At 68.1% G+C, this 17,350-nt stretch carries 14 protein-coding genes; 6 read left to right on the forward strand and 8 right to left on the reverse strand.

The genetic code is table 11. The features are described from left to right. The first annotated feature begins 11 nt into the window (after positions 1-11). Positions 12-1,508, forward strand: a complete 1,497-nt coding sequence (arfA, locus tag ACZ5BU_RS20620) for an arabinosylfuranosidase ArfA (RefSeq protein WP_465701024.1) — start codon at positions 12-14, stop codon at positions 1,506-1,508. A gap of 20 nt (positions 1,509-1,528) precedes the next feature. Further along, positions 1,529-2,203, forward strand: a complete 675-nt coding sequence (locus ACZ5BU_RS20625) for a TMEM175 family protein (protein ID WP_465701026.1) — start codon at positions 1,529-1,531, stop codon at positions 2,201-2,203. Here ACZ5BU_RS20625 and ACZ5BU_RS20630 read toward each other — a convergent pair. After that, on the reverse strand, positions 2,178-2,630 hold the full coding sequence (locus ACZ5BU_RS20630; RefSeq protein WP_465701028.1) for a GNAT family N-acetyltransferase: 453 nt from the start codon (positions 2,628-2,630) through the stop codon (positions 2,178-2,180). The two genes, ACZ5BU_RS20625 and ACZ5BU_RS20630, sit on opposite strands and share 26 nt — an antisense overlap. 137 nt (positions 2,631-2,767) lie before the next feature. Here ACZ5BU_RS20630 and ACZ5BU_RS20635 point away from each other — a divergent pair, with 137 nt between their 5' ends. Continuing rightward, complete coding sequence (locus ACZ5BU_RS20635; protein ID WP_465701030.1) at positions 2,768-5,359, forward strand: GNAT family N-acetyltransferase; 2,592 nt, start codon at positions 2,768-2,770, stop codon at positions 5,357-5,359. On the opposite strand, the gene ACZ5BU_RS20640 is transcribed toward ACZ5BU_RS20635, so the two are convergent. From ACZ5BU_RS20640 to ACZ5BU_RS20665, 6 genes are all read right to left on the reverse strand, one after another. After that, positions 5,349-6,161 (reverse strand): SAM-dependent methyltransferase, encoded by an 813-nt coding sequence (locus tag ACZ5BU_RS20640; protein WP_465701032.1) that lies wholly within the window; start codon positions 6,159-6,161, stop codon positions 5,349-5,351. The genes ACZ5BU_RS20635 and ACZ5BU_RS20640 overlap by 11 nt on opposite strands. 181 nt (positions 6,162-6,342) lie before the next feature. Beyond that, complete coding sequence (locus tag ACZ5BU_RS20645; protein WP_465701034.1) at positions 6,343-6,546, reverse strand: hypothetical protein; 204 nt, start codon at positions 6,544-6,546, stop codon at positions 6,343-6,345. Positions 6,547-6,707: 161 nt separating this feature from the next. Further along, entirely contained in the window at positions 6,708-8,429 is a 1,722-nt protein-coding gene (gene treZ / locus ACZ5BU_RS20650) for a malto-oligosyltrehalose trehalohydrolase (RefSeq protein WP_465701036.1), read from the reverse strand. A 1-nt stretch (position 8,430) separates the two neighbouring features. Further along, a complete protein-coding gene (gene treY, locus ACZ5BU_RS20655; RefSeq protein ID WP_465701038.1) occupies positions 8,431-10,824 on the reverse strand; it encodes a malto-oligosyltrehalose synthase in 2,394 nt (797 codons plus the stop codon). Then, complete coding sequence (gene glgX / locus ACZ5BU_RS20660) at positions 10,821-12,938, reverse strand: glycogen debranching protein GlgX (RefSeq protein ID WP_465701040.1); 2,118 nt, start codon at positions 12,936-12,938, stop codon at positions 10,821-10,823. The genes treY and glgX overlap by 4 nt, the downstream gene beginning before the upstream one ends. 328 nt (positions 12,939-13,266) lie before the next feature. Continuing rightward, the gene (locus ACZ5BU_RS20665) at positions 13,267-13,590 is read right to left on the reverse strand and encodes a hypothetical protein (protein WP_465701042.1); all 324 of its coding nucleotides are present in this window, start codon (positions 13,588-13,590) and stop codon (positions 13,267-13,269) included. 12 nt (positions 13,591-13,602) lie between these two features. Here ACZ5BU_RS20665 and ACZ5BU_RS20670 point away from each other — a divergent pair, with 12 nt between their 5' ends. Together ACZ5BU_RS20670 and ACZ5BU_RS20675 are read left to right on the forward strand one after the other, a co-directional pair. Beyond that, positions 13,603-15,723: a bifunctional polysaccharide deacetylase/glycosyltransferase family 2 protein gene (locus tag ACZ5BU_RS20670; protein WP_465701044.1), complete on the forward strand. Its 2,121-nt coding sequence runs from the start codon at positions 13,603-13,605 to the stop codon at positions 15,721-15,723. A gap of 9 nt (positions 15,724-15,732) precedes the next feature. Continuing rightward, positions 15,733-16,494 (forward strand): S1 family peptidase, encoded by a 762-nt coding sequence (locus ACZ5BU_RS20675; RefSeq protein ID WP_465701046.1) that lies wholly within the window; start codon positions 15,733-15,735, stop codon positions 16,492-16,494. 16 nt (positions 16,495-16,510) lie between these two features. On the opposite strand, the gene ACZ5BU_RS20680 is transcribed toward ACZ5BU_RS20675, so the two are convergent. Then, positions 16,511-16,732 (reverse strand): hypothetical protein, encoded by a 222-nt coding sequence (locus ACZ5BU_RS20680; RefSeq protein WP_465701048.1) that lies wholly within the window; start codon positions 16,730-16,732, stop codon positions 16,511-16,513. Between the two features lie 70 nt (positions 16,733-16,802). Here ACZ5BU_RS20680 and ACZ5BU_RS20685 point away from each other — a divergent pair, with 70 nt between their 5' ends. Continuing rightward, positions 16,803-17,171, forward strand: a complete 369-nt coding sequence (locus tag ACZ5BU_RS20685; RefSeq protein WP_465701050.1) for a cupin domain-containing protein — start codon at positions 16,803-16,805, stop codon at positions 17,169-17,171. The last annotated feature ends 179 nt before the right edge of the window (positions 17,172-17,350 follow it).

The raw sequence follows: 17,350 nt of genomic DNA on the forward strand, positions 1-17,350 counted from the left end.
GAGCAACCCTGGTGCCCACTGCCAAGCTGACCATCGACCCCGCGTTCACGATCGCGCCCGTGAACCGGCGGACCTTCGGTACGTTCGTCGAGCACATGGGCCGGTGCGTCTACACCGGCATCTACGAGCCCGGCCACGCGACCGCCGACGAGGACGGTTTCCGGAAGGACGTCCTGGAACTGACCCGCGAGCTCGGTGTTTCAGTGGTCCGGTATCCCGGCGGGAACTTCGTTTCCGGCTATCGCTGGGAGGACGGCGTCGGGCCGCGGGACCAGCGGCCGCGGCGGCTCGACCTCGCCTGGCACAGCATCGAGACCAACGAGTTCGGGCTGGACGAGTTCAGCCGGTGGTGCGCCAAGGCTGGCGTCGAGCCGATGATGGCGATCAACCTCGGTACCCGCGGTGTGCAGGAGGCGCTCGATCTACTCGAGTACACCAACCACCCCGGCGGTACGGCCCTTTCGGATCTACGCGTGTCACACGGCGCCGCGCCGTACGGGGTCAAGCTCTGGTGCCTCGGCAACGAGATGGACGGGCCGTGGCAGGTCGGGCACAAGACGCCGACCGAGTACGGGCGGCTCGCGGCCGAGACCGCACGGGCGATGCGGATGATCCAGCCGGACCTGCAACTGGTCGCGTGCGGGTCGTCCTCGTCGAAGATGCCGCTGTTCGGCACCTGGGAGCGGGACGTACTGCGGGAGACGTACGAGTTCGTCGACTACATCTCGTGCCACGCGTACTACGGCAACGACGACGGCGACACCGCTTCGTTCCTGGCGTCCGCGGTGGACATGGACCACTTCGTCGACTCGGTCGTCGCCACCGCGGACCACGTCGGCGCGGAGCTCAAGAGCAGCAAGAAGATCGGCATCTCCTTCGACGAGTGGAACGTCTGGTACGGCGACCGCTCCCGCCGCACCGACGGCCCGGGCGATCAGTGGGAGGTGGCGCCGCGGCGGATCGAGGACGAGTACAACGTCACCGACGCGGTGGTCGTCGGCAACCTGCTGATCTCGTTGCTGCGGCACAGCGACCGGGTCGGCGTCGCCTGCCTGGCGCAGCTCGCCAACGTGATCGCGCCGATCATGACCGAGCCCGGCGGCGCGGCCTGGCGGCAGCCGACGTTCCACCCGTTCGCGATCACCTCCCGGCTCGCGGCCGGCCAGGTGCTGCGGATCGAGACCGACTCGCCCACGGTGCACACCGCCCGGTACGGCGACGTGTCCGCGGTGGACGCGGTGGCGACGTACGACGAGGGCAAGGTCGCGGTGTTCGCGGTGAACCGCTCGACCGACGGGCCGATCGAGGTGACGATCGACGTCAGCCGGACCGGCGTGACGTCGATCGACGAGGCAGTGATCGTGCACGACGCCGACCCGCTGGCGACGAACTCGGCGGCGCACCCCGACCGGGTCACGGCGCAGATCTTCGAGTCGGCCCGGCTCGCGGATGGAAAGCTGACGATTACGCTACCGGCGATCAGCTGGACAGCGTTTTCTCTGGCCTGACTGGTTCAGACTTGGTGCCCGTGAGCACCCAGCCCGACCAGCCCGGCCAGTCCGACGTTGCCAACCCGTCCGATCTCGCCGACCAGTCAGATCTTGCCGAGACCAATCGGCTCGAAGCCTTCAGTGACGGCGTCTTCGCGATCGCGATCACCCTCCTCGTGCTCGAACTGCACGCCCCCGAGCTCGAGGAGGGTCAGCGGTTGTGGCCCGCGCTGCTGGACGAGTGGCCGCAGTTCGCGGCGTACCTGGTCAGCTTCGCGATCCTCGGCATCATGTGGGTCAACCACCACTCGATGTTCCGGCAGATCCAGCGCGCCGACCGCGGGCTGATGTTCCTCAACCTGTTGCTGCTGCTGTGGGTGACGCTGCTGCCGTTCCCGACCAGTCTGTTCGCGGAACACCTCGAGGACCGCGACGGGCACGTCGCGGGCGCCGTCTACAGCGCGACGCTGACACTGTCCGCGATCGCGTTCAGCCTGATCTGGTGGTACGTGCTGCGCCACCACCTGGTCGACCACAACATGTCCAAGGCGGAGATCCGCAACTCACTGATCCGCTACTCGGTCGGCACCGTGATCTACGGCGCGACGATCGGCATCTCGTTCGTCTCCGCCCAGCTCACCTTGGCGATCGTGTTCCTACTGGCCCTGTACTACGGCTTCGAGCAAGTCAGGACCCGCGGCGGAAGTTCGTGATGTAGATGCCCGGGGCAACTTCGACGTCACGGATCTGCTCGTACCCGCGGGACAGGTACAGGTTGACCGCCGGGGTGTTGGCCGAGCCGGTGGAGACCTCGCTGACCGGTCGCGGCTCGACCTCGTCCAGGTGGTCGAGCAGCGCCCGTCCGTGACCGCGCCGTGCGTGCTTAGGATCCACGACCAGCCGGGAGATCTCGACGGTGCGCTCGTCGGGCAGTTCGTAAGCGACCGCGGCGACGAGCTGCGTCCCGTCGTACCGCCCGAGCCAGTACTCGGTCGAGGCCATCAACTCGTGTAGACCCTCCTGCAGCGGCGGGATTCCGTCGAACCCGATCAGTTCGGCCTCCACGGCGTACGCCGCATGCTGGATCTCGAGCAGCCGCTCGGCGAGTTGGCGGTCGGTGAGGTCGAGCGGGGTGATCACGTACGTCAGGGTACGCAGCGTTCCAGTAGCCGAGGGACTTCACTCGGTGTCTCGGTGGACCACCGGCGAGAATTGCAGTTGGCTTTGTCGAAAGCTGCCACGTAAGTTAGCCGAGCCTAACCTCAATGATGTGGGGGATGTTTGTGAATGCCAGGGTGTTCCGGGACACGTACGGCGTGCCGCACCTGCAGGCCGGTGATCCGCTCGCGCTGGTGTATCTGCAGGGTGTGAATGCCGCTCGCGACCGCGCTTGGCAGCTCGAGCTGGAGCGTCGGCGATGCCTCGGGACGACCGCCGCGTTCCTCGGGCCGGAGGCGGTCCCGTGGGACGTGTTCGCGCGACAGGCCCGGCTCGCGGACACAGCGCAGCGATGCTTCGAGTCGCTCGACGCGGAGACGCGGGAGTGGGTCGCGGCGTACGTCGACGGGGTGAACCACGCGCTGCCGGGCGGGGCGCTGCGAGCGCCGGAGTTCGCCGAGACCGGGCTGACGTTGCAGAAGTGGGAGCCGTGGACACCGCTCGGGATCTGGCTCGCGGTGCACATTCTCTTCGCCGGTTTTCCGTCCAAGCTCTGGCGGACGCACGTCGCTTCGCTGCTGGGGGACGAGGCCCTCGAGTTGTTCTCGTCGGAGGGTCCCCACGGCGCCGGGAGCAACGGTTGGTTGATCCCTGGTACGCACACCGCTTCGGGCTCGGCGGTCGTCGCGGGTGATCCGCACCGGTACATCGAGAGCCCGGGCGTCTACCAGCAGCTCCGGTTGGCGTGCCCGGAGTACGACGTCCTCGGGCTGGCGGTTCCGGGGATCCCGGGGCTGGCGCATTTCGGTCATACCGGCACGGTCGCGTGGTCGATCACGAACGCGATGGCCGATTACCAGGACCTGTACGCCGAGCGCCTTCGTCGTACGGCTACTCGTGTAGAAGCGTTCGGTCCGGACGGGTGGCAGCCGGCTGCAGCGCACACCGAGGTGGTGGAGGTCGCCGGGGCGGATCCGGTCGAGGTCGAGGTGATCGAGACGGATCGCGGGCCGGTGATCATCAGCGGTGCCGCCGCGGGAGACGCGATCTCGCTGCGGTACCCACCTCGGGTGACCGGGCGGCTCGGGTTCGAGGCGATGGCTCAGTTGCTGCGGGCAACTACCGTCGCCGACGTGGACGCCGCGTTCGACGAGTGGGTCGAGCCGGTCAACGTCGTACTCGCCGCGGACACCGCGGGCGGACTGCTGCACCGGACCGCGGGGGTCGTGGCGCGGCGAGAGCGGTCGAACATGTTGCGCGTCGTACCGGCCTGGGAACCCGGCCACGAGTGGGACGGCTGGCTGGAGCTGCCGCGGGCGGACGTGGACGGGCCGGCCGTGATGGCCAACGCGCGCGAACTGGCGGCACCGCTGGGAGTCGAGTTCGCGGCACCGCATCGCGCGGACCGGATCCGCGAACTGGTGAACGCACGAGACGACTGGTCGGTCGACGACATGCCGGACATCCACCGCGACACCTACCTCGGCTCGGCCGGCTCGGTACTCGACCTGCTCACCGGTCTCGTCGACCTGTCACCGCAGGCAGTTGCCCTTCGCGACGAGCTGTTCGGGTGGGACCGGCGGATGGACGCGGACAATACGACCGCCTCGTCGTACGCCGCGCTCCGCAAGGCGCTCGTGTCGCGGCTCACCGACCACTTCGCGGTGCTGGAGAACGCCCAGGTGCCGGACATCTTCGCGCCGTGGATGGATCCGCTGACCCACGTCTCGTACGCGCTCGAGAACCTGCTCGCGACGGACCTCGTCCCGCAGATCAACCTCCGCTGGCTCGCCCGCGAGGCGCTGGAGGAGGTCGCCGCGAACAGCCCGCGGCCGCCGTGGGGCGAGACCCACCAGCTTTCGCCGCTGCATGCGTTGCGCGGGCCGGTGTTCGCGCCGTACGAGGAGCCGATCGACCTCGGCCTGTCCGGCGACCACCACTGCGTACTGTCGACGTCGAGCCTTCCCGGGTTGACGGACGTGTGCATTCGCGCGTCGGCGGCCCGGTACGCGTGGGATCTCGCGGATCGTTCGGCCAGTCGATGGATCGTCCCGCTCGGCGCCTCCGGCGTACTCGGGGATCCGCACCACCACGACCAGCTTCCACTCTGGTTGAACGGATCGCTCGCGCCTGCTCTTGGGCCCGCGGCGCGGGAGCAGTCGGGCTTCTCGGTCGACGTCGACGGTTTCGGTACGGTGCGGCTCGAGGAGGCCGATCCAGCGCGGGACCTGGACCTGATCCACGAATGGGTCACGGCGGAGCGGGCGGTCTTCTGGGGAATGCGGTCGCTGTCGCGGGAGGAGATCGCCGCGACGTACGAGTTCCTGGACTCGGTGCCGACGCATCACGTGTACGTCGTACGGCTGGACGAGGAGCCGGTCGCGCTGCTGCAGACGTACGACCCGCAGGCGGATCCGGCCGGGGCGGCGTACGACCTCGAGCCGGGCGATCTCGGCGTACACCTGCTGATCGCGCCCGGGGAACCACGCCGCGGCTTCACCGGCCACCTGATCGACGCGATCACCACGTTCGTGTTCGACCACCTCGGCAACCCACGCATTGTCGTCGAACCGGACGCCCGCAACACGGCCGCCATCGCCCGCTTCCACCGCAGCGGCTTCACCCCCGGCCCCGAGTCGAAGATCAACTACCCGGACGGCAGCACGAAGACCGCACAGTTCGCTTTCTTGAGGAGGACCGTCAGTCCTTGACGGCGAGCACCGCGGCGATCAGGCGCTGGTAGTCGGTCAGGTCGTCGGGTTCGTCGTCGTTGCGCCACTCGACGGCGGGAACCAGTCCGGGCTCCAGGACGGTGAAGCCTTCGCCGTAGAGGGCGAGGATCTCTTCGTCGGTGCGCCAGCGGCCGCGGCCCAGGGAGCCCTGGAGGACCTGCTCCAGCTCCTGGCTACGGGGGTCGTTCTCGCTGCGGAAGTGGCTGATGAAGACGTGGCTGCCGGAGGGGATCCGGTCGCGCCAGGCGGCGACGATGGCGGCCGGGTCCTCGTCGTCGTTGACATGGTGGAGGACGGCGCTGAAGATGACGCCCACCGGCTTGCTGAAGTCGATCAGGCGGAGCGTGTCCTCGTTCTCGAAGATGCTCTTCGGGTCGCGCAGGTCGGCCTGGATGACCGTGGTGTTGTCGTTCTCGGCGAGCAGCGCACGGCCGTGGGCGAGCACGATCGGGTCGTTGTCGACGTACACGATCCTGGTCTCGGGCGCGTACCGCTGGGCGACCTGGTGGACGTTGTCCGCGGTCGGGAGCCCGCTGCCGAGGTCGACGAACTGGCGGATCGTCGTCGTCCGGACGATCTGGTCGACCGCGCGGACCAGCGCACCGCGGTTGTCGTACGCGATCACCCGCGAGCCCGGGAGCTCGTTGATGAACCGGTCGCCGAAGGCGCGGTCGATCGCGAAGTTGTCCTTGCCGCCAAGCAGGTAGTCGTACGTCCGGGCGATGCTCGGCTTGGTCGTGTCGAAGCCGGGAAACGGCGGCTTCTCGTCTGCGTCGGACATCGCGCGGGGTCCTTCCTTGTCGTGACAGGTGTCACTCTATGCGACCCCGAAACTACCTCGCTCCCGGCCCCGGCCTGTCCCGTACCACGGCCGCCGCGGGCGCGCGTTGCCGGCACACAGACCTCTGGCCGACGACGTGACGACCGTCGTCGGCTGAGGGGCGCGCAGTGTCAGTTCAGCGTCAGTTCAGTGCGTGTTTCGGTACCACCTGGTGGCCGGACGGTCGGCGCTCGTGGGTGGTGGTCGTGGTGTCGTGCACCGCGTGGTCCGGAGTGCGGGGCGCCGGGCAGACAGGGCCGTGGTGGATCGGACCACCGCCCAGCTTCCGGCTCTTCCACTGCTTCTCTTCGTAGTCGTAGTAAGTGTCGACGCCTCCGACAGTCATCTGGTCCTCCCGTCAAACCCCCCCGGTCCCCTGCTGGCAATCCACAGTCGGTCACGGAAGCGGCCGTAGACAAGCGATTCCGGAAATCATCACGGATCAACACGCTCGAACGCCGGGTTCTGTTGGAATGACCCACAAACGTGCAGATTGTTCGGTAAGTCTCAGACGGCGACGATCGCCACGCCGTGACCCGGCAACCGAATGCCGCTGCCGGCGACCTCCGCCGCGCCGAACGACATCACCAGGTATTCGGGCTCCTGGTCCATCGGAACCGTCGCCTCGGCCGGGCTCAGGTTCGCCACCACCCGGAGGCTTCCGCGCTTCACCACCAGGTAGTGGTCCGCGAACTCGCAGGCGACCGAGGTGAGCGAGTCGTCGCGAAGCTCCGGCATCCGGGACCGGAACTTGAGCAGGTGCCGGTACCACTCGAGCACCTCGCGGTGCGGCTGCTCGTCCGGCTCCGACCAGTCCAGCACCGAACTCCGCCGGGTCTGCGGGTCCTGCGGGTCCGGAATCTCCTCCGCGTCCCACCCGAACTCCGCGAACTCGCGCCGCCGCCCATTCCGCACCGCGTCGGCGAGCGCCGGCTCCTGGAAGTCTGTGAAGAACCTCCACGGCGTGGACGCTCCCCACTCCTCACCCATGAAGAGCATCGGCGTGTACGGCGACGTGAGGACGAGCGCGGCACCGATCGCGAGCTGCCCAGGAGTCAGCGCGGGCCGGTCCCCGAGCGCGCGGTTCCCGATCTGGTCGTGCGTCGCGGTGTACGCGAGGAACTGCCCGCCGCGATGCGTCCGCGGATCGACCGGTCGTCCCCACTGCTGGTGCCGGAACGTCGAGTAGATCCCGTCGTGCAGGAACACCTTGGTCAACGTCTTCGCGAACACCGCAGGGTCCCCGAAGTCCACGTAGTACCCGAACCGCTCACCGGTCAGCAGCGCATGCAGGGCGTGGTGGAAGTCGTCGTTCCACTGCGCGGTCATCCCCTTGCCGCCCTGGGACACCGGGTCGACTGTGCGCGCGTCGTTGAGGTCGGACTCGGCTACCAGGCCCAGTGGGCGTCCTAGCTGCGTCGACAGTGCTGCTGTTTCAGTAGACAGCTGCTGGAGGAGGTGGACCGGGCTGTCGTCAACGAGCGCGTGTACGGCGTCCAGCCGAAGCGCGTCGAGGTGGAAGTCGCGAAACCAGCGCAGGGCGTTGTCGCAGATCCACCGACGTACCTCCGTGCTCCCTGTGTCGTCCAGGTTGACCGCAGGACCCCACGGGGTGTCGTGCTTCGTGGTGAAGTACGGCCCGAAGCCGGCCAGGTAGTTCCCGCTCGGACCGAGGTGGTTGTAGACGACGTCCAGACAGACAGCGAGTCCTGCGTCGTGGCAGCGGTCTACGAAACGCTGCAGCGCCTCAGGTCCGCCGTACGGTGCGTGTACGGCGTACAGGTCGACGCCGTCGTACCCCCAGCCGTGAGCGCCGGGGAACGCGGCCACCGGCATCAGCGAGACCACCTCCACGCCCAGCACGGCCAGGTAGTCCAGGTGCTCGGCCGCTGCATCCAGCGTGCCTTCCAGTGTGAACGTACCGATGTGGAGCTCGTAGAAGACAGCGCCTCGTACGTCACGGCCGGTCCAGCTGTCGTCGCTCCAGCCGAAGCGGTCCGCATCGAAGGTGCGGCTGAACCCGTGGACGCCGTCGGGCTGCCACGGGCTGCGTGGATCGGGGAGCGGGTCGCTGCCGTCGACGGAGTAGGCGTAGTCGGTGCCGTGGTGGGCCTCGGCGACGTGGCGTTCCCACCAGCCGTCGTCGACCGAACGCATCGGCAGCACGCCGTCCCGCAGGACCAGGTCGACATTGGTTGCTTCAGGCACCCAGACGCGGAACGTGTGCATGTCAGCTCCTGACCAGCAAGGCGACCGGGAGATCGGTCAACAGGTCGGCGATGCCGGTCGCACCTGCGACTTCCCGGCCGGTCAGCACGTTCTTCCATTGCCCGCCGGGCAGTACGACCGTGCTGTCACCCCAGCCGCCCAGCCGCTGCAGTGCTGCCGGCAGCCGGGTCGCCACGGTGATGACCGCGTCTCCACGTGCGAACGCGACCGCATGTCCGTTCGACGTCGGTAATGGCGTGTAACTCCCTGCGAACGCGTCCGGATACTGCCGGCGGATGCGGAGCGCCCTGGACGTGACGAGCAGCTTCTCGTCCGAGAGGTCCTCAGGCTTGCCTCCGGCGTCCAGGTGTTGCAGCCGCTCGATGCGGCGCTCGTAGTCGACCGGGCGGCGGTTGTCGGGATCTACCAGTGACAGGTCGACCAGCTCGGTCCCTTGGTACACGTCGGGTACGCCGGGCATCGTCAGCTGCACCAGCTTCTGCCCGAGCGTGGCTGCTCGTACGTAATCGGTCTGGTCGTCCGCAAAGCGCCGCACCGCGTCAAGAACGGTCTGGTCGTGGAGGACCGCCGTTGCGAAGGCTGCGACGGTCTGCTCGTACTCCTCGTCCGGAGAGGTCCACGACGTGAGTCGCTTGGCCTCTCGGATCGCCTTGAGCAAGTAGGCCTGCATGCGGTCCTCAGCGAGCGGACCGTCATCCCAGGTGCCGAAGAGCGTCTGCCAGAAGAGGTACTCCGTGCTGCCGTCCAGCAGCGGGCTTCGATGGTCCTCGGACAGGCGGCGCCACTCGCGGACCGCCTCGGACCATGCGGCAGGCTGTTCGGACAGGACGCCCAGCCGAGCGCGTACGTCCTCAGAACGCTTGGTGTCGTGGGTGGACAGCGTGGTCATCGTCTTCGGCCAGTGCTTGTTCAGCCGGGACGCGTACGCATGGAACTCCTCCGGCGAGACACCGAAGTGCTCCGGGTCCCCACCGACCTCGTTGAGCGACGTGAGCCGCAGCCAGCGGTAGAACGCGGTGTCCTCGACACCCTTCGCCATCACCGGACCACACGTCTGCTGGAACCGTACGATCAGCTCGGCCCGCGCCTGCTCGTCGATCGTGCTCGTCTCCCGCCCGAGCAGCAGGTGCAGTACGACGTCCAGCGTGGCCTGACGGTCCTCGTCGAGATTCGCCCGTGCCTTCTCGGCCGCCCGCTCCATCGCAGCGACCGCTGCGGCGGGCGCCGGCTCACCAGGGACGACGTACGCACGGTAGACATCGAAGTGGACGAGCAGCTCGGCCACGACCTGGTGGAACGCCCGCCTGGTGTGGTCACGCAGCCGTACGTCGTCCTGACAAATGCGGGCGAGTAGCTCGACCAGGCGATGCACCTCGGCGTACTGACCGTGCTGGACGATCTCCCGCTTCGCCTCCTCCACCACCGGCCCGAAGTCGGCCGGTGCACCTGTGAGCTCGGAGTGCAGTGCCGCCAGCGGCGCAGCGCCCGCCGGGTCGATGAACAGACCACCGACGCGGAGCAGAGCGTCGTACCCCGTCGTGCCGGCGCAGGGCCAGTCTCTTGGGAGCTCCTCGTCACCCTCGAGGATCTTCTCCACCACGACCCAAGCACCACCAGTGCGCTCGGCCAGGCGGCGCAGGTACCCACGCGGGTCAGCCAGACCGTCCGGGTGGTCGATGCGGTAGCCGTTGAGCTTCCCCTCGTGCAGCAGCGCCAGCAGCAGCTGGTGCGTCGCGTCGAAGACCTCTTGCGTCTCCTGCCGTACGGCGGCCAGCGTGTCCACGTCGAAGAAGCGTCGGTAGTTCAGCTCCTCGTCCGCGACCCGCCAGTGCGCCAGCCGGTACCACTGCTCGGTGACGAGCTCCTCGATCGGCAGACCCTCAGTACCCGGGCGCAGCGGGTACTCGTGGTCGTAGTACCGCAGTACGTCGCCATCGACCGCGAGCTCGTTGTCCGCCAGCACCTTGCCGATCCGCTGACCCAGCACGGCCATCAGCAACGGCTGGTTCCCGGAGCCCCAGTCCACGTCGAACCAGTCCGCGTACTGCGAACCCGGCCCGAGCCGCAGTACCGACCACAGCGCCTTGTTCAGACTCTCCGGCGTGGGTACGGCGACGTGGTTCGGTACGACGTCCGCGACCGCTCCGAGCCGGTACTGCGCCAGCCGCTCCGAGAGCCGGTCGAACGCCGGCCGGCCGCCCATCGGCTCGGACAGCCGGCTGTGGTCGACCACGTCGTACCCGTGGCTGGAACCGGGGGCCGCCTGCAGGATCGGCGACAGGTAGGCGTGGGAGATCCCGAGGCTCGCCAGGTACGGGACCAGCGCCGCGGCGTCGTCGAAGCCGAACTCGGCGCGGAGCTGGAACCGGTAGGTGGCCTGCGGGACCTGGTTCATCCGGCCGCCTGCCTGGTTCGCGTCAGGACCAGCGTGCTGCGGGCCTCCAGCTGGACCGTCGTACCGGCGGCGTGCGCCTCGGTGTCCCCGAGGCCGGTCGGGGTCGTCGTGTCCACCGCGACCGTCCAGTTCTCGCCGTACTCCTCGGGCGGGAGGAGGAAGTCGACCGCCTCGAAGTCGCCGTTCAGCAGGATCAGGAACGAGTCGTCGACCACCGGCTCACCGCGTGGATCGGGCTCCGAGATCGCGTCGCCGTTCAGGAACACCGCGATCGCGCGGGCGTCGTCGCGCTGCCAGTCGCCGTTCTGCATCTCGGTGCCGTTCGGCGTGAACCAGACCAGGTCGCCGAGACCGTCGATCCCGGTGTCGCCGTGGAAGAACCGGCGGCGCCGCAGCACCGGGTGGTTGTTGCGCAGCTTCACCAGCGACCGGGTGAACTCCAGCAGATGCTTCTGAGGCTCGGTCAGCTCCCAATCGATCCAGGAGATCTCGTTGTCCTGGCAGTAGACGTTGTTGTTGCCACCCTGGGTCCGCCCGAGCTCGTCGCCGTGGGCGATCATCGGTACGCCCTGCGAGATCAGCAGCGTGGTCAGGAAGTTGCGCTCCTGCTTGGCGCGCAACCGCAGTACCTCGGGGTCGTCGGTGGCGCCTTCCGCGCCACAGTTCCACGAGCGGTTGAAGCTCTCGCCGTCCTTGCCGCCCTCGCCGTTCGCCTCGTTGTGCTTCTCGTTGTACGAGACCAGGTCGCGCATCGTGAAGCCGTCGTGGGCGGTGATGAAGTTGATGCTCGCGAGCGGGCGGCGGCTGTCGTCCTGGTACAGGTCGGACGAGCCGGTCAGCCGGGACGCGAACTCGGCCAGTGTGTACTTCTCGCCCCGCCAGTAGTCGCGGACGGTGTCGCGGTACTTGCCGTTCCACTCGGTCCACAGCGGCGGGAAGTTGCCCACCTGGTAGCCACCGTCGCCGACGTCCCACGGCTCCGCGATCAGCTTCACCTGGCTCACCACGGGATCCTGCTGTACCAAGTCGAAGAAGGCCGACAGCCGGTCGACCTCGTGGAACTGCCGGGCCAGTGTGGCGGCCAGGTCGAAGCGGAAGCCGTCGACGTGCATCTCGGTGACCCAGTAGCGCAGCGAGTCCATGATCAGCTGCAGTACGTGCGGGTGCCGCATGAGCAGGCTGTTGCCGGTGCCGGTGGTGTCGTAGTAGTGCGACTTGTCCTGGTCGACGAGCCGGTAGTACGCCGTGTTGTCGATGCCCTTGAAGGACAGCGTCGGGCCGAACTCGTTCCCCTCGGCGGTGTGGTTGTAGACGACGTCGAGGATCACCTCGATGTCGGCCTCGTGCAGCGCCTTCACCATCGCCTTGAACTCGGTCACCTGCTGACCGCGGGTGCCGGTGGACGCGTAGGCGTTGTGCGGCGCGAAGAAGCCGATGGTGTTGTAGCCCCAGTAGTTCGACAGGCCGATCTCCTGCAGGTGCCCGTCCTGCGCGAACTGGTGCACCGGCATCAGCTCGATCGCGGACACCCCGAGCTCCTTCAGGTGCTCGATGATCGCCGGGTGCCCGATGCCGGCGTACGTACCGCGGATGTTCTCCGGCAGCCCCGGATGGGTCTTGGTCATCCCCTTGACGTGCGCCTCGTAGATGACCGTCTCGTGGTACGCGTGGCCCGGCGGGCGGTCGTTGCCCCAGTCGAAGAACGGGTTGGTGACGACCGACAGCATCGTGTGCTCGCGGTTGTCCATCGTGTTCGGTTCGTCCGGCTTGGCGAACCGGTAGCTGAACAGCGACTCGTCGCCGTCGATCTGCCCGTCGACCGCCTTCGCGTACGGGTCCAGGAGCAGCTTGGACGGGTTGCAGCGGTGCCCCTCGGCCGGGTTGTACGGGCCGTGCACGCGGAAGCCGTACCGCTGGCCCGGCTGCACGCCCGGCAGGTACCCGTGGTGCACGAAACCGTCCACCTCGGTCAGCGGGACCAGCTGCTCGGTTCCGTCGTCGCCGAGCAGCGACAGGTCAACTCGTTCGGCAACCTCCGAGAACACCGCGAAGTTCGTCCCGGCGCCGTCGTACGTGGCACCGAGAGGGTAAGGACGACCAGGCCATTTCTGCACCTGACGACAGTAGCCACCCCGGCCCCGGGTGGCCGCATAGCGTCGGGTTTCAATCCTGAGAATTCATCAGGCAAGGGCTTGCACGAAGCTGCAAGACTCGCAATGTCCCAATCTCTTCTCGGTTCGGCTAAGCTCCCAGGCTTGTGAAACCGCCTTCCCCTCGGCGGCCCGTGTTCATGGATGCGACCGGGCGTCGTCGTCGCGCCATCCGAAGGACCGGGGCTTTCCTGGCCGTACCTACTGTCGGTTACCTGATCCTCATGGTCAGTAGCCTGCTCGGCGGGCCGCGCCTGGACACACCGCTGATTCCCGCACCGGCCGCCGTCGGTCACCGGCCGGCCAAGGCACCGGTGGAGGCCGCGGCGGAAACGCCCTCCCCGACCCCGGGCCACGCACCGTCCGAGCGGTCGAGTACGCCGTCCGACGGTTCGTCGACACCGTCTCCGCCGACGAGCCCGACCTCGGGTCCGCCCACCATCGTGCCGACCGGTACACCGGTACCGCCGCCGTCCATCGCACCCACGGCGGTGCCGACCAGCACGACGACCGCGCCGGGCCGGACCAACTCGCCGACGACGGCGCCGACCACCGCGGCACCGACACCGACCCCGACGCACGGCAACAAGCCGACCGCCCCACCGGGTAAGACCAAGACGCCGACCCCGTGAGCCGCCGGGCCGCGCGCCGGGCGAAGCAGGTACCGCTGCGGACGCACTGGATCGTCCTGACCATGTTGCTGGTCTGCCTGTCGAGCATGCTGCTGCTGAACGGCTACACGCACCACATGTTCGGCGCGGCACCCGACGGCGCTGTCCGGTCGACCGGTGGGAACGCGACGGTGCCGCGGCAGATCGTCAACGGCGGCCCCGTCATCGACGCCACCTCCGGCAGCCCCCGGTCGGTGTCTCCGAAGGCCCGTACCTTCGCGATCACGTTCGACGACGGGCCGGATCCGGTGTGGACGCCCAGGATCCTCGACGTGCTGCGCGCACAGCACGTACATGCGACGTTCTTCGTGGTCGGCACCGAGGTCGCGGCGCATCCCGAGCTGGCCCGCCGAATAGTTGCCGAAGGTCACCAGATCGCGGTGCACACCTTCACTCATGCGAACCTGTCGAACGCCTCGTCGTGGCGACGCTCGCTGGAGCTCAGCCAGAGCCAGCTGATCCTCGCCGGCGCGACAGGCGTGAGTACGACGCTACTCAGGCCGCCGTACTCCTCCGAGCCGAACGCGCTGACCGACCGTGACTGGGCAGCGCTCGAGCAGAGTCGGAAGGCCGGGTACCTCGCGGTACTGACCAGCCAGGACAGCGAGGACTGGCGGCGTCCTGGCGTGAACCAGGTGATCGCCAACTCGATGCCGCGCAGTACTGCCGGACAGGTGCTGCTGATGCACGACGCCGGTGGCGACCGCAGCGAGACCGTAGCGGCTCTGAGCAAGCTGCTTCCCCGGCTGAAGGCCCGTGGCTTCCGCTTCGCCACCGTGAGCGAAGCGGTCGGTCTACCGGACCCGACGCGCAAGGCCGGCCTGCTGGACCGAGGCCGTGGTCTGGTGGTCATCTGGGTGATGCGGATCAGCGATTGGGTCCTGAGCGTCATCGGCTGGCTCTTGTACGCCGCGGGCGCGCTGAGCGTCCTAAGGGCCATCGCCACGGTCGTAGCCGCTCGCCGGCACGCGCGCATGCGTGGCTGGGTCTACGGGCCGCCTGTGACGGAGCCGGTCAGCGTGATCGTTCCCGCGTACAACGAGAGCGCAGGGATCGAGGCAGCGATCCGCTCGCTGGTGGCGTCCGACCATCCGCTGGAGGTGATCGTCGTCGACGACGGCTCCACGGACGGTACGGCGGACCTCGTCGAGTCGCTGCGGATACCTGGGGTCCGGGTGATCCGCCAGGCGAATGCCGGTAAGCCGGTGGCGCTGAACACCGGGCTGAAAGCGGCTCGGTTCGAGCTGATCGTCATGGTGGACGGGGACACCGTGTTCGAGCCGGACGCGGTCCGCAAGCTCGTCCAGCCGTTCGGGCACCCGTCCGTCGGTGCGGTGTCCGGCAACGCCAAGGTGGGCAACCGCGGCGGTCTGATCGGCCGCTGGCAGCACATCGAGTACGTGATCGGCTTCAACCTCGACCGCCGGCTGTTCGACCTCGCCGAGTGCATGCCGACCGTGCCGGGGGCTGTTGGCGCGTTCCGCCGTACCGCGCTGGAGCGGATCGGCGGGCTGAGCGACGTGACGCTGGCCGAGGACACCGACCTGACGATGGCGCTGTGCCGCGACGGGTGGCGGGTGGTCTACGAGGAGAGCGCGGTGGCGTGGACCGAGGCACCGGCGTCCATGGGTGCGCTGTGGCGGCAGCGGTACCGCTGGTGCTACGGGACGCTGCAGGCGATGTGGAAGCACCGTGGGGCAATGGTGCAGCGCGGACCGGCAGGGAAGTTCGGGCGGCGCGGTCTTACGTACCTGATGCTGTTCCAGGTGCTGCTGCCGTTGCTGGCCCCGGCGGTGGATGTGTTCGCGATCTACGGGCTGATCTTCCTCAACCCGGTGCGTGTGCTGTCTGTGTGGGCCGGCTTCGTGTTGCTGCAGGTGGCGATGGGCTTCTACGCGTTCCGGTTGGACGGGGAACGCCCTGGTCCGCTCTGGACGTTGCCGCTGCAGCAGTTCGTCTACCGGCAGCTCATGTACCTCGTGGTCATCCAGTCGGTCTTCACTGCGCTGGCGGGTACGAGGCTGCGTTGGCAGCGCATGGAGAGGTACGGAAGTCTGCAGGCTCCAGTGGTTCGCTAACCTAAAGCGATGAGATTCTCACGGGGAGTACTTGTAGTCGCCGGCCTGCTGACCCTCACGGCCGGAGCCAAGCCGTGCATCGTCGGTGGCACGGTCACCAGCGTGAGCGAGGCCCCGTGGGCGATCGCTCTGAACACGACGCAGTCCACCTCCTCCAGCGGGCGGTACTGCGGCGCTGCGCTCATCAAGCCCGACAAGATCGTCACCGCAGCGCACTGCATGGACGAGGCGACCTCGACGTACTACGCAGTGCAGGGCCGGGCCGACCTCGGTGACGACACGGCGGGCCGCGTGTCGGCGATCAGCAAGGTGTGGATCCACCCCGGCTACAACACGAAGAACAACCGGTACGACGTCGCCGTACTGACGCTGGCCAAGCCCTTCACCGGCGTACCGGTGCTGCCACTCGAGACCCGCGCGAGGGCGGACGCGGCAGGCGCAGTACCCACCGTTTACGGCTGGGGCGACACGCAGGACACCGGGCCGGACGAAACGCTGCAGAAGGCCGCCGTACCGGACCTCGGCGACAAGACCTGTCTGGCGAACAAGAGCTACGTTGCGAACGGGTACGCCGCTGCGACCAACGTGTGCGCCGGCTACCTGCAGGGCGGTACCGACGCGTGCCAGGGCGACTCTGGCGGCCCGCTTGTCCTCAACGGCCGTCTGCTCGGCGTTGTGTCCTGGGGACAGGGCTGCGCCCAACCAGGCAGCCCCGGCGTCTACGCCGAGATCGCACCCGTCGCCAAATCACTCGAGGCGCAGCTCCGGTAGGTTCGGTGAGCCCGAGTCAGAGCACCGCGCCTCGCGGCGCGAGCTCCAACCCGGCAACTCCCCGTGCGAACAGCACGAGAAGCCGGTCACCATGTCTGCACCGGAGTATGCCGGCATCGCTCGCGAGCGCTGCGACGGCGCGCTCGACCACCTCGTCGTCCGCCACATCGGCCTCCTCGTAGGTGACATCAAGGTGGTCACCGCTGACGAGCCGAACCCGCAACACGATCCTTGCCATCTCAGCAGCCTAGGCCCTGTCCACACCTAAGGGCCTTCTCGCCGGAGCGTGGCGGCGGCAGACTGACGGTATGGCTGAATCTGTTCGTGTGATCAAGGCCGGTGACCTGGTCGCCGCCGACCCGACATCCGGCATGCTCCGGATGCGGGCCTTCGAACTGCCGATCCTGTGGGCCGGTCAGGTCGTCACCGAACCCGGCGCGATCTCCGGCTGGCACCACCACGACAAGAACGAGAGCAGCCTGTACATCGTGTCCGGCGTACTACGCCTCGAGTTCGAGGGCTCCGACGACTACCTGGACGCAGTAGCCGGCGACTTCGTCCACGTACCCGCCTTCACCATCCACCGAGAAAGCAACCCCAGCCACACCCCGTCCCTGGCCGTCATAGCCCGAGCAGGCGGCGGAATCCCAACCGTAAACGTAGCCGCACCGCACTAAACCACGCCCCACGAACAGCTCACGCCTCGGTACCCCAGCCAAAAGGCGCACCCCACACCGCACCCACACCGCACCCACACCACCCGCACCGCACCCCACACCCGCACCCACACCCGCACCCCACACCCGCACCCCACACCCGCGCCGCACCGACGACCGCGCCCAACTCCCCCACATCC

The organism is Kribbella sp. NPDC031520 (genome assembly GCF_055580825.1).

Bases quoted from the DNA above. Each gene is read 5' to 3' on its own strand.
- treY (WP_465701038.1), bottom strand. From the start codon at position 10,824: ATGAACCAGGTCCCGCAGGCCACCTACCGGTTCCAGCTCCGCGCCGAG.
- ACZ5BU_RS20645 (WP_465701034.1), bottom strand. From the start codon at position 6,546: ATGACTGTCGGAGGCGTCGACACTTACTACGACTACGAAGAGAAGCAG.
- treZ (WP_465701036.1), bottom strand. From the start codon at position 8,429: ATGCACACGTTCCGCGTCTGGGTGCCTGAAGCAACCAATGTCGACCTG.
- ACZ5BU_RS20640 (WP_465701032.1), bottom strand. From the start codon at position 6,161: ATGTCCGACGCAGACGAGAAGCCGCCGTTTCCCGGCTTCGACACGACC.
- ACZ5BU_RS20680 (WP_465701048.1), bottom strand. From the start codon at position 16,732: ATGGCAAGGATCGTGTTGCGGGTTCGGCTCGTCAGCGGTGACCACCTT.
- ACZ5BU_RS20675 (WP_465701046.1), top strand. From the start codon at position 15,733: ATGAGATTCTCACGGGGAGTACTTGTAGTCGCCGGCCTGCTGACCCTC.
- ACZ5BU_RS20635 (WP_465701030.1), top strand. From the start codon at position 2,768: ATGTTTGTGAATGCCAGGGTGTTCCGGGACACGTACGGCGTGCCGCAC.
- ACZ5BU_RS20685 (WP_465701050.1), top strand. From the start codon at position 16,803: ATGGCTGAATCTGTTCGTGTGATCAAGGCCGGTGACCTGGTCGCCGCC.